This window comes from Rhodococcus sp. 05-339-2, from assembly GCF_002258965.1.
Lineage (GTDB): Bacteria > Actinomycetota > Actinomycetes > Mycobacteriales > Mycobacteriaceae > Rhodococcoides.
Genome location: NZ_NOYW01000018.1, coordinates 92,263 through 105,556, shown reverse-complemented (window position 1 = coordinate 105,556; position 13,294 = coordinate 92,263). Strand labels below are relative to the sequence as shown.

Below are 13,294 nucleotides of genomic sequence, written 5' to 3'. Positions count from 1 at the left end.
TCAACGTGCAGTTCCTCGATGGTCACCTTCCGCCCTACGATCTCACCTACGACGACGTCTTCCTCGTCCCCAACCGAACCGACGTCACGTCCAGGTTCGACGTCGACCTGAGCACGGTCGACGGTTCGGGCACCACCATCCCGATCGTCGTGTCGAACATGACCGCGGTGTCGGGACGGCGGATGGCAGAAACCGTCGCACGTCGCGGAGCGATCGCCGTGATCCCGCAGGACCTGCCCACCGAGGCCGTTGCCGAGACCGTCGCATTCGTCAAGAGCCGTGACCTGATCGCGGACACACCTGTCGTCCTCGGCCCCAATGCGTCCGTGTCCGACGCCTTGGCGCTGGTGCACAAGCGCGCACACGGGTCGGTCGTGATCGTCGAACACGGCAAGCCGATCGGAGTGGTGACCGAGAGCGCCTGTGCCGACGTCGACCGATTCGCTCGACTCAGTTCCGTGGCGTCGGCCGATTTCGTGCGCGCTCCGCGCCATGCGTCGCCCCAGGAAGTCTTCGAGCTGATGGAAGCGGCACATGCCCATCTCGCCGTTGTCGTCGAGAACGACGGCTCCCTGGCCGGTGTCGTGACCAGGACCGGTGCCGTTCGGACCGGTATCTACGCGCCCGCGGTCGACGCGTCGGGACGCCTGCGCATCGCTGCCGCCGTCGGTATCAACGGCAATGTGGCGGAGAAGGCGACCGCACTGGTCGAGGCCGGTGCCGATGTGCTCGTCATGGACACCGCGCACGGCCATCAGCAGAAGATGCTCGAAGCCCTCGCTGCGGTGCGCTCTCTCGATCTCGGCGTTCCCCTGGCGGCCGGCAACGTGGTGTCCGCCCAGGGGACGCGCGATCTGGTGCAGGCCGGCGCGGACATCGTCAAGGTCGGCGTAGGACCGGGCGCGATGTGCACGACGCGAATGATGACCGGCGTCGGACGCCCCCAGTTCTCGGCTGTGGCCGATTGTTCGGCTGCGGCAGCCGAACTCGGAGCTTCGGTGTGGGCCGACGGCGGTGTGCGCCATCCCCGTGACGTTGCTCTCGCGCTGGCCGCCGGTGCTGCGAACGTCATGATCGGCTCGTGGTTCGCCGGCACCTACGAGTCGCCCGGCGACCTGCGAGTCGACGCATCCGGCAATCGGTACAAGGAGAGCTTCGGCATGGCGTCCAAGCGAGCCGTTGCCGCCCGCACCGCCACCGACGGCGCGTTCGACCGGGCCCGGAAAGCCTTGTTCGAGGAGGGCATTTCCAGTTCGCGGATGCGCCTCGATCCCGATCGGCCGGGTGTCGAGGATCTGATCGATCACATCTGCGCCGGAGTTCGCAGTACCTGTACGTACGCGGGAGCCCGTTCGCTGCCGGAGTTGGCCGAACGAGCCGTTCTGGGAGTCCAGTCCGCCGCCGGATTCGCCGAGGGGCGGCCCCTGCCCTCCGGGTGGTGACGATCGGACACGGTTAGACTCTCGCCTACAGCAGACACAGTTGTTCGCGCTCGTCACTCGTCGACAATTCGAGCAATCGATTCTCGGCGTGTGGCCTGACGTCGGCTCCCCATGAACATGGACCGCAACGCGAACCGACAGAAGGGAATCAGGTGCCCGAGGCACCCACTATCTCGGTTGCCGTCACGGCAACCGCAGAACAACACGACGACGGTTCCACTTCGGAGGGATCCTCTATCGAGCCGGGAGAGAAACCCGGCGAACACGATTTCGGCAGCCACGTGCACTCCGGCGGCGCAATGCTCCTGTCCCAGCTTCGACGGCCTCGGCTCAGGCGGAGTTGACGCGTGGAACTTCTCATCACCATCGCCAGCCTGCTCGGTTTCGTGGCCTTGACGGCCGGCACCGCGCTGTTCGTCGCGGCCGAGTTCTCCCTCACTGCCCTCGAACGCAGTGCGGTCGAGTCACAGGCCGACAACGGTGACCTCCGGTCACGCCAAGTTCTGCACGCCCACAAGACACTGTCGTTTCAGCTGTCCGGTGCCCAACTCGGCATCACCATCACCACGCTGATCACCGGTTATCTCGCCGAACCGGTGCTGGCCGGTTTCATTCGGCCGGTGGCCGACGCACTGGGCGCATCCGAGACCCTCGCCGCCGGCATCTCGCTCGCAGTGGCGCTGATCCTGGCGACCTCGTTCTCGATGATCTTCGGTGAGCTGGTTCCCAAGAACATCGCCATCGCGAAACCGATGTCGACCGCTCGCGTCACCGCCGGTGCGATGGCCGGGTTCTCACTGGTCTTCAAGTGGGCCATCAACGGACTCAACGGCTCGGCGAACTGGCTGGTGCGCCGGCTCGGAATCGAACCGGCGGAGGAACTGAGATCCGCTCGGTCGCCGCAGGAGCTGGGTTCGCTGGTCCGCACGTCGGCGCGGCAGGGGTCGATCGACGAGAACACCGCCCGACTGGTGGACCGGTCGTTGCAGTTCGGCGATCGCACGGCCGAGGAACTGATGACGCCGCGAGTGAAGATCGAAACACTCGCCACCGACGCGACCGTGGCCGATCTGATCGAAACGGCTGCGCGGACCGGCTTCTCACGTTTTCCGGTGGTCGACGGCGACCTGGACGACACCGTCGGCGTCGTTCACATCAAGCACGCGTTCACCGTCGCCGGGGCGCACCGACGGTCGACGACGGTCGAATCCCTGGCCCGCGACGTTCCCGTCGTACCGTCCAGTCTCGACGGCGACGCAGTGATGGAGCGGGTACGCGCCGACGGTATGCAGGTCGCGCTCGTCGTCGACGAGTACGGCGGCACCGCGGGCATGGTCACCATGGAGGATCTCATCGAGGAGATCGTCGGTGACGTGCGCGACGAACACGACGAGCCGGAACTCGATGTCTCCAGATCGGGCGACGGATGGGACTGTGCAGGGCTGCTGCGTATCGACGAGGTCGCGTCGGCCACGGGGTATTCGGCACCCGAGGGCGAGTACGAAACCATCGGCGGTCTCGTGCTGACGGAGTTGGGGCGTATTCCGACCGAGGGGGATGCAGTTCTGTTGCCTTCCCCGGCGAACGAGGATCCTCTCGAACGAGACGGCGGCTGGGTGGCCCGGGTGCTTCGGATGGACGGCCGCCGCATCGACCGGGTGGTTCTTCTGCCCGTCGACGCGGCTGCGGTGGCTCGGATGAGGTCGGAGGGTGAGATCGATGGGTGATTTCCTCGGCGTCGGTCTAGCCGTCCTGTTGCTCGCAGGCAACGCATTCTTCGTCGGGGCCGAGTTCGCCCTGATCTCGGCCCGGCGGGACCGCCTCGAAGCCTTACTCGCGCAAGGCAAGAAGCGTGCGCAGAGCGTCATCGAGGCCGGTCAGAACCTGTCGCAGATGCTTGCGGCGGCCCAGCTCGGCATCACGATCTGCTCGATTCTTCTCGGACGCGTGGCGGAGCCTGCGGTGGCACACTTGATCGAGGTGCCGCTCGAGGCAGTCGGTATTCCCGAGTCCTTCCTGCACCCGATCGCCTTCGCCATCGCGTTGACGCTCGTGGTCGTTCTGCACATTCTCATCGGCGAGATGGTGCCCAAGAACATCGCCATCGCGGGTCCGGAGAGCACTGCCATGGTTCTGGTGCCCATCCATCTGCTGTTCATCAAGGTGGCACTGCCGCTGATCTCGTTCTACAACATGTGCGCCAACCTGACCCTTCGGCTGCTGCGGATCGAACCCAAGGACGAGCTGAGTTCCTCGGTGTCTGCGGTCGAGTTGTCGCAGATGATCGGCGAATCACGATCCGAGGGACTGATCGATGCCGAGGAGCATCGACGACTGAGGCAAGCCCTCGAGACGTCCGGACGGACCGTGGCCGAGGTCCTGATTCCCTCTCACCAGGTTCGCAGCATCGAGTTGTCCGGACCCGACCACACCCTCGGACCCACACTGGGCTCCGTCGAACGCGCCGTCATCGAAACGGGATTCTCTCGTTATCCGGTCCGCGACGCCTCGGGGGCACTCGTGGGCTACCTGCATCTGAAGGACGTACTCGAAGCCATGGCCGACGAATCGGCAGGACCGGACACGGTCATTCCGCGCAGCGACGTGCGAGTACTACCGGTGGTCTCCATCGACACCGTGCTCGACGACGCACTGACCAAGTTGCGTCGGGCCAGCAGCCATCTCGGTGCCGTGCACGACGCGACGGGTGCCACGGTCGGCATCGTCGCGCTCGAGGACCTGGTCGAGGAGTTCGTCGGTACGGTTCGGGACGGCACGCACCGGGTGGCCGGTCCGCGTCCGGGTCAATCGTCGTCCAGCTTCAAGTCTGCGGCCGCTCCCCCACGGAACGTGTGAATGCCCGACTCGACGTTGAGCGAAGGACAGTGGACCTCCCGCCGTGCCGCGCACGCGGCACGGGTGGAGGACCTCGTCGGTGACTATCTGACGGACCGGGGCCACGGCGGCGTGCATCCGGTACTCGACTTCCTGTTCACCTACTACAGCCACCGCCCGGGTCAGCTGCGTCGATGGAATCCAGGTCACGGCGTCGTCCTCACCGGTGATCGCGCGCAGGATTTCGCGGCGTTCGCGTCCTACGAGCAGGTCGACACCGACGACGGACCGGGCTTTCGGGTGCGGTCGGATCTGGTGGAGCGTCGACGATCGAGCATCGAATTCACCCTCGGCCTGCTCGCCGCAACCCGAGACAGGCAACCGGTGCTCGGCTGTTTCGGACTGCACGAGTGGGCGATGGTCTACCGCGGGGGCACCTCGGCACAGCGGCACGAGCAGGTGCCACTGCGCCTGGGGCACGAGGGAACCGACGCCGTGGTCGATTCGATGACGTTGCGCTGCACACACTACGACGCCTTCCGGTTCTTCACCCCCGATGCAGCGCCGCGCAACGCTCTTCCGCTGTCACCGGAGTCGCGTCTGACATCCGAGCAACCCGGTTGTATTCATGCCTCGATGGATCTCTACAAGTGGTGCTACAAGCTGGGGCCACTGATCGATTCCGAGTTTCTCACCGATTGCTTCGAGCTGGCCCTGCACGCGCGAACGATCGACATGCGCGCGAGTCCGTACGACCTGAGCGGCTTCGATCTCGAACCCATTCGGATCGAGACACCGGCCGGACGAGCCGAATACGTGCGCGCGCAGGGAGAACTGTCGAGCGAAGCGGCACCTCTGCGCTCGGCGTTGATCGCTCGATGCCAGAATTTACTGGTCGGCGGCGAGTTCGGCGTCGGACCTACCGCCGAGTAACATCGACAGCGTTGTCGTGGGGACACCGGTCACCGGTGTCCGTGACCGGAAAGAGTGAGGAATTCATGACCGATCGTGTGCAGGCTGGTGGACTTCAGGTCGCCAAGGTCCTATTCGATTTCGTCGAGAAGGAGGCGCTGCCGGGTACCGACGTAGAGTCCGATGCCTTCTGGGCCGGTGCCGCGTCGGTGATCGCCGATCTCGCTCCCAAGAACAAGGCACTGCTGGCGGTCCGCGACGAGATCCAGGGCAAGGTCGACGCCTGGCACGGCGAACACGCGGGCCCGAACTACGATCGCGCCGCCTACAAGGCATTCCTGAAGGAGATCGGCTACCTGCTGGACGAGCCGGCAGACTTCCAGATCAGCACGTCCGGTGTGGACACCGAGATCACCACGACCGCAGGCCCGCAGCTGGTGGTGCCGGTCCTCAATGCCAGGTTCGCGATCAACGCGTCCAACGCACGGTGGGGCTCGCTGTACGACGCTCTCTACGGAACCGACGCCATCCCCGAGACCGACGGTGCCGAAAAGGGCACCAGCTACAACAGGGTCCGTGGCGACAAGGTCATCGCCTTCGCGCGGAACTTCCTGGACGAGGCGCTGCCCCTGAGCTCCGGCTCGCACGTCGGTACCACCGGATACGTCGTCGATGCCGCCTCGCTCACGGTGACCCTCGCCGACGGCAGCACGGTCGGGCTGAAAGATCCGGCACAGCTGCTCGGCTACCAGGGCACCCCGGACGCACCGTCGGCAATCCTGTTCGTGCACAACGGCTTGCACTTCGAGATCCAGATCGATCCCGAGAGCCCGATCGGCGAGACCGACGGGGCAGGCGTCAAGGACGTCCTGCTCGAGTCCGCTGTCACCACCATCATGGACTTCGAGGACTCCGTCGCGGCCGTCGACGCAGACGACAAGGTTCTAGGGTATCGCAACTGGCTCGGTCTGATGAAGGGCGATCTGACCGAGGAAGTCTCCAAGGGAGGCAAGACTTTCACCCGTGCGATGAACAAGGACCGCACGTACACCTCGGTCGACGGTTCGGAACTGACGCTGCACGGTCGCTCGCTGCTGTTCGTCCGCAACGTCGGTCACCTGATGACCTCGGATGCGATCCTCGATGCCGACGGCAACGAGGTGCCCGAGGGAATTCTCGATGCTCTGTTCACCTCGCTCGCCGGCATGCACTCGCTGACCTCGGACAATGTGTTGTCGAACTCGCGCACCGGTTCGCTGTACATCGTCAAGCCCAAGATGCACGGACCGGACGAGGTCGCGTTCACCGCGGAGCTGTTCGGCCGTGTCGAGCAGGTTCTCTCCCTGCCGGCCAACACGCTCAAGGTCGGCATCATGGACGAGGAACGCCGCACGACGGTCAACCTCAAGGCGTGCATCCAGGCTGCGTCCGAACGCGTCGTGTTCATCAACACCGGCTTCCTCGACCGCACCGGCGACGAGATCCACACCTCGATGGAGGCAGGTCCCGTCGTACGCAAGGGAGCGATGAAGGGCGAGAAGTGGATCGCCGCCTACGAGGACTTCAACGTCGACATCGGTCTCGCTGCCGGCCTCGAGGGCAAGGCACAGATCGGTAAGGGTATGTGGGCCATGCCCGATCTGATGCACGACATGCTCGAGCAGAAGATCGGCCACCCCAAGGCCGGGGCCAACACAGCGTGGGTTCCTTCCCCCACCGCTGCGACCTTGCACGCCCTGCACTACCACAAGGTCGATGTCTTCGCCCGTCAGCACGAAATCGCACAGGCCAAGCGCGCCACCGTCGACGACATTCTCGAAATTCCTCTCGCACCGTCCACCGACTGGACCGACGAGGAGAAGCAGAACGAACTCGACAACAACTCGCAGTCGATCCTGGGTTACGTCGTGCGGTGGATCGACCACGGCGTCGGGTGCTCGAAGGTTCCCGACATCAACGACATCGCACTCATGGAAGACCGTGCGACGCTGCGCATTTCGAGTCAGTTCATCGCGAACTGGCTGCGCCACGGCATCGTCACCGAAGATCAGGTGCGCGAGTCGCTGAAGCGGATGGCCCCGGTGGTGGACCGTCAGAACGAATCCGATCCGACGTACAAGCCGTTGGCTCCCGATTTCGACACCAACATCGCTTTCCAGGCTGCCAGTGACCTGATCTTCCAGGGCACCAGCCAGCCCAACGGCTACACCGAGCCGATCCTGCATCGTCGCCGACGGGAGTACAAGGCCGTCAACGCCTGACGGACTTGTCGATCACGTGGGTGAACATCGGAACACAGGGCGCGGGCGTTCGATAGCCGCCGGACCCGTGATCGTCGTGATCACGATCGCGGTGCTCGCTGCGGCCGTGTTCGGATGGTTTCAACTGCGGGATCGAATCCTCGATCAAGGGGTCGAAGCTGCCGACACCTGTGTGGAGGGATCGGCGGTGCTCACTGTCGCCGCCGATCCCGACATCTCCGGGCCGGTCGAACAATTGGCTGCTCGGTTCAACGACACCGCACCGGTGGTCCGTGATCACTGTGTGACGGTGCAGGTTCGAGCCACGGCCTCCGATGCCGTCCGGATGGCCTTGAACGCCGGTATCGACAACTGGGACGTCGGAGCACTCGGCGCTCGGCCGGGCCTGTGGATACCTCAATCGTCGGGCGACGTCGCGGCCGTGACCGACCGAGGAGCCCTCGACGGCACCCCGCGGCCACTCGCGGCGAGTCCGGTGGTACTCGCGGTGCCGTCCGCCGTGGCCGACTCTCTCACGTCGGTGAGTTGGGCCGACCTGGTCCGCCTGCAACGCGACCCACAGGCACTCGGCCTCGGCGAGTGGGGCGCACTCCGTCTCGCACTGCCGACCGGATCCGATGCCGGCGCAACCACACTCGCGCTCGGCGCCATCGCTGCCGGGGTACGCGGCGATCCGGCCACCGCACTGACCCTCGACCAGGTCTCGTCGAGAGAACTGGTCTCGGCCGTGTCGGAGCTTGCCGTCACCGACACCGGAGCCTCCGCAACGTCTGCATCCACAACCTACGACTCACTCGCCGCCCTGGAGAGTTCGCCCGGCCCCGACGCCCCCGTCCACGCTGTTCCGGTCACCGAACAGCAACTGGCGTCGACCGATTCGTCGACGTTGACTGCCGTTCGACCTCAGGGCTTCACTCCCGTTGCCGATCATCCCGCGGCCGTACTCTCCGGCGACGAGACCTCGACCAGGGCGGCCGCCGCATTCGTCGATTTCGTCCGCCAGCCGGACGGCGCGCAGCTGCTCACGGATGCGGGCTTCGGCGTCGGCGAAACACAGAACTCCGGCACCGTCGCTGCTCCCTCCGGACCGGTTGCCGACGCGCTGCTGGACGTACTGCGAAATCCGGTCCTGCCGCGTCGAGCCACCGTATTGCTCGACGTGTCCGAGTCGATGGGCACGAGCGAGGGCAGTGCGACTCGGCTGCAGAACACGGTTCGCGCCCTCGGCGAGCAGTTCCAGCGAGTACCCGACTCCACCGAGCTGGGCCTGTGGAGCTTCAGCGAGGATCTGGACGACTCGCTCCCCTATCGCGTCGACGTTCCGACCGGCCCGATGGCGGCTCAGGTCGCAGCGGCTTCCAGGCGCGACGCGCTGAATTCCGGTGCAGCGGCGTTGACACCGGAATCCGCGTCGCATTCCGCCCGGTCGTTGCTGGCCGCCTATCGCGATGCCGTGGCCGGGTTCGTCCCCGGACGCGTCAATTCCGTGGTGCTGATCACCGACGGTCCCAACGACGACCCATCGCTGTCCACCCAAGACCTGCTCACCGACCTGAACTCGGCATCCGATGCCGAACGTCCGGTCGCAGTGAACGTGGTGATGATCGGCGACAACACCGACGCGACCGCGTTTACCGACATCTCGGCCCGGACGGGCGGCACCGCGACGACCGTGCCGACTTCGGATTCTCCGGATTTCTTCGATCTACTCGGAAAGTTGTTGTACTAGAACATGTCTCGCGTAATTTTCGTCGGTGTCTTCTTGCTCCTCGTCACCCTGTTCCTACACTGGCGATACCTTTCCGTCACCGGAATGCCGACACGTCCCAAGAGGGCTGTCGATGCTGTGCTGGCGCTGTTGTGGCTGTGTGCGGTGATCGGCTTCGGCAGCGGCGTCGCATTCGATCCATCCTGGGCACGGGGCCCCGCGTTCGTCGGGCTCACGTGGCTCGCCGTGGTGCTGTACCTGTTCCTGGGAACCGTACTGGTGGCCGTGATCTGCACCGTCGTGAGAGTGGTTTTCGCGGCGCGGCATCGCGATTCGTCCGCGGCTCGACTGCGTGTGTCGAGGATCGGCTCAGCGGCGGTGTCACTCGTCAGCGTGGTCGCAGTGGGGTACGGACTCGTCGAGGCGGCAACTCCGCGGGTGACGAACACCGCCGTTGCGCTCGACAGGCTACCGGCCGAATTCGACGGCGTCCGAGTGGCATTGGTATCGGACCTGCACGCCGGCCCCTCCCGCGGTGCGGGGTTCGTACGGAAGGTCGTCGATTCGATCAACGCTCGAAATCCTGATGTCGTGCTGCTCGACGGCGATCTCATCGACGGCACGGTTGCTCTGGTGGGAGAAGACCTGGAGCCGCTCCGCGACCTCGACGCCCCGCTCGGTGTGTTCGCCGTCAGCGGCAACCACGAGTTCTATGCGGGTGACGGCGGCGAATGGCTCGACTTCTGGTCCACGCTCGGCATCGACGTTCTACGCAACGAGCGCACGACGATCACTCGTGGTGACGCCGCGATCGATATCGCCGGCATCAACGACGCCACCGCACCGGCACCGTACGAACCCGATCTCGCCGCGGCATTGGACGGGATCGACCCGGATCGATTCGTATTGTTGATGGCGCATCAGCCGTTGCAGGCGGTGGAGGCGTCCGACTTCGGAGTCGACATGCAGGTATCCGGGCACACTCATGGGGGTCAGATCTGGCCGATTCGGTACCTGGTGCCGCTCCAGCAGCCGAGTGTCGAAGGGCTGGACACGATCGGCAACACCACGCTGTACACCACCAGGGGTGCGGGCGCGTGGGGTCCACCGGTTCGCGTCGCCGCTCCGCCCGAGATCGCGATGCTCGAACTCACCCGGGGCTGAAGCCTGCGACACGAGTAGAGCAGAGCCCGCCACGTCGACGTGGCGGGCTCTGTTCCAGGCTCAGGCGAACGCCTCGATCGGTGGGCACGAGCACACCAGGTTGCGATCACCGTGTGCACCGTCGATGCGTCGCACCGCGGGCCATACCTTCGGACGGTCGTAGCCCGAGGGGTAAGCAGCGAGTTCCCGTGAATACGGGTGATCCCATTCGGCGGCCAGGCTCCGAGCGGTGTGCGGTGCGCCTCGAAGTGGGTTGTCCTCGACGGTCCATTCGCCCGATCCGACGCGATCGATCTCTCCCCTGATGGCGATCATCGCATCGCAGAACGCGTCGATCTCCTCGAGGTTCTCGCTCTCGGTCGGCTCGACCATCAGAGTTCCGGGCACCGGGAAGCTCATCGTGGGCGCGTGGAAACCGTAGTCCGCCAATCTTTTCGCAACGTCGTCGACAGTGACTCCGGTGTCCTTGGTCAACCCTCGCAGATCGAGAATGCACTCGTGGGCGACCATGCCGTTGTCGCCGGTGTACAGAACCGGGAAGTACTCGTCGAGGCGGCGGGCGATGTAGTTGGCCGACGCGATGGCAGTCAACGTCGCCTGCCGAAGTCCCGTCGCACCCATCATCGCGATGTAGGCCCAGGTGATCGTCAGGATCGAGGCACTGCCGTACGGGGCACCGGACACCGTCGGTCCCGAACCGAGCTGTGGGGCCAGTGGATGCCCCGGCAGGTACGGCTGCAGATGCGACCGCACACCGATCGGTCCCACACCGGGCCCGCCGCCTCCGTGTGGGATGCAGAATGTCTTGTGCAGGTTCAGGTGGCTGACGTCGCCGCCGAATCGGCCGGGGCGCGCCAGACCGACGAGGGCGTTGAGGTTGGCACCGTCGACGTACACCTGACCGCCTGCGTCGTGGACCGCTGCACAGATCTCGGAGATCTCGTGCTCGTACACGCCGTGGGTCGAGGGATAGGTGATCATGATGGCGGCGAGGGTGTCGGCGTGCTCGGCGATCTTGGCGCGCAGGTCGTCGACGTCGACGTCACCGTTGGGACGGCAGGCCACGACGACGACGCGCATACCCACCATCACCGCCGAGGCTGCGTTGGTGCCGTGGGCACTCGACGGGATCAGGCAGACGGTGCGTTCGGCGTCGCCGTTGCCGAGGTGGTAGCGACGTATGGCGAGCAGTCCCGCGTATTCGCCTTGGCTGCCTGCATTCGGCTGCAGGCTGACCGCGTCGTAGCCGGTGATGTCCACCAGCCACCGTTCCAGGTCGGCGATCACCCTCAGCAGACCGGGCACGTCCGAGGACGGAGCGAAGGGGTGCTGACGGGCGAACTGCGGCCAGGTGATGGACTCCATCTCCGCGGTTGCGTTCAGCTTCATCGTGCACGAACCGAGCGGAATCATGCTGCGATCGAGAGCGATGTCCTTGTCGGACAACGCGCGCAGGTAGCGCAGCATGGCCGTCTCGGTCCGGTACCGGGTGAATGCCGGGTGCGTGAGGTATTCCGAGGTGCGCGTCATGTTCGCCGGCAACGACTCGGCTCCGGCACCGGCGGTTTCTGCACCGAACGCTGCGAGTGCGTTCGCGATGTGCTCGGGTGTCGTCGCCTCGTCGCACGCTACGGCGACGTGGTCGGCGTCGACCAACCGCAGATTGATGCCGCGTTGCTTGGCATCGTCGACGACGGCCTCGGCCCTGCCCGGGATCGACGCGAGGACGGTGTCGAAGAATTCCGAGTGCACCACGTCGATGCCTGCCTCTCGCAGACCTGCGGCCACGTTTCGAGCATGCACATTCACCCGAGTCGCTATGGCCCGCAATCCGTCTGCGCCGTGGTAGCTGGCGTACATCGCGGCGACGATGGCCAGCAGGACCTGAGCGGTACAGATGTTGGAGGTCGCCTTCTCGCGGCGGATGTGCTGCTCGCGGGTCTGCAGCGCCAGACGGTAGGCGCGGTGGCCGTCCGCGTCGAGCGAGACCCCGACCAGTCGGCCGGGTAGCTGACGGGAATGACCTGACCGCACTGCGAGGTAGCCGGCGTGCGGTCCGCCGTAGCCCATCGGGACACCGAACCGCTGGGTGGTTCCGAAGCAGACGTCCGCGCCGATCTCACCGGGCGGAGTCACCACGGTGGCGGCCAGCAGGTCCACTCCCACGGCAACCAACGCGCCACGTTCGTGCGCGGCCTCGATCGTCGCCGTGTGATCGACCAGACGGCCCGATGCTCCCGGCAGCTGCGCCAGCACACCGAAGAATTCCCCGTCGGGCAGGCCGTCGGCCAGATCGGCGTAGACCAGTTCGATCCCCAACGGCTCGGCGCGAGTGGCCAATACGGCCTCGGTCTGCGGAAAGATGTCGGAATCGACCAGTAGCCGAGGGGACTTGGAAGCCCTGTTCGCGCGCCGCATCAAGGTCATGGATTCGGCGGCCGCCGTCGACTCGTCGAGCATCGAGGCATTCGCCACGTCCATGCCGGTGAGGTCGGCGACCATGGTCTGGAAGTTCAGCAGTGCTTCCAGCCGCCCCTGGCTGATTTCGGGCTGATACGGCGTGTACGCGGTGTACCAGGCCGGATTCTCCAGAATTCCCCGGGTCAGCACCGGCGGGGTCAACGTGTCGTAGTACCCGAGGCCGATCATCGACGTCGCCACGGTGTTCTGCCCGGCGAGCTCGGCCAGTGCGGCGAGTACCTCGTGCTCGCTCAGGGCAGGCGGCAGTGTTGCCATGCCCTCGGGAACGCCGTCGACCACGGTGTCGAGGATGGACGACGGAACGGCCTTGCGGGCCAGCTCGTCGAGACTGTCGACGCCGATCGTGTCGAGGATGCGGACCAACTCGGTGGCGTCGGGGCCGATGTGGCGGTCGACGAAAGTGTGTGCGGACGAGGCGGTTCGGTCGGTCACGATGTGCTCCCAGGTGCCGGAAAGACGAGGCGTCGGACGACCGAGGCATGCGCTCCGGC

Annotated in this window: 8 protein-coding genes; 7 read left to right on the top strand and 1 reads right to left on the bottom strand. The window is 65.6% G+C overall.

Annotation, left to right across the window (positions count from 1 at the left end):
- Nucleotides 1-5: 5 nt before the first annotated feature.
- The 7 genes from guaB1 (at nt 6) to CH273_RS18305 (ending at nt 10,322) form a co-directional block, all read left to right on the top strand.
- On the top strand, nt 6-1,442 hold the full coding sequence (guaB1, locus tag CH273_RS18340) for a GMP reductase (RefSeq protein WP_032398129.1): 1,437 nt from the start codon (nt 6-8) through the stop codon (nt 1,440-1,442).
- A gap of 347 nt (nt 1,443-1,789) precedes the next feature.
- Nucleotides 1,790-3,169, top strand: coding sequence for a hemolysin family protein (locus tag CH273_RS18330; RefSeq protein WP_032398130.1), 1,380 nt, complete (start codon nt 1,790-1,792; stop codon nt 3,167-3,169).
- Entirely contained in the window at nt 3,162-4,298 is a 1,137-nt protein-coding gene (locus CH273_RS18325) for a hemolysin family protein (protein WP_032398131.1), read from the top strand. The genes CH273_RS18330 and CH273_RS18325 overlap by 8 nt, the downstream gene beginning before the upstream one ends.
- The gene (locus CH273_RS18320) at nt 4,299-5,210 is read left to right on the top strand and encodes a hypothetical protein (RefSeq protein ID WP_032398132.1); all 912 of its coding nucleotides are present in this window, start codon (nt 4,299-4,301) and stop codon (nt 5,208-5,210) included.
- 65 nt (nt 5,211-5,275) lie between these two features.
- Nucleotides 5,276-7,450 carry a malate synthase G gene (locus CH273_RS18315; protein WP_032398490.1) on the top strand — a complete coding sequence of 725 codons (2,175 nt, stop codon included), beginning with the start codon at nt 5,276-5,278 and terminating at the stop codon, nt 7,448-7,450.
- Nucleotides 7,451-7,517: 67 nt separating this feature from the next.
- A complete protein-coding gene (locus tag CH273_RS18310; RefSeq protein WP_052050374.1) occupies nt 7,518-9,179 on the top strand; it encodes a substrate-binding and VWA domain-containing protein in 1,662 nt (553 codons plus the stop codon).
- A 3-nt stretch (nt 9,180-9,182) separates the two neighbouring features.
- Complete coding sequence (locus CH273_RS18305) at nt 9,183-10,322, top strand: metallophosphoesterase (RefSeq protein ID WP_032398133.1); 1,140 nt, start codon at nt 9,183-9,185, stop codon at nt 10,320-10,322.
- Nucleotides 10,323-10,382: 60 nt separating this feature from the next.
- Here the strand turns inward: CH273_RS18305 and gcvP are convergent, their stop codons facing one another.
- Nucleotides 10,383-13,235, bottom strand: a complete 2,853-nt coding sequence (gcvP, locus tag CH273_RS18300; RefSeq protein WP_032398134.1) for an aminomethyl-transferring glycine dehydrogenase — start codon at nt 13,233-13,235, stop codon at nt 10,383-10,385.
- Nucleotides 13,236-13,294: the final 59 nt, after the last annotated feature.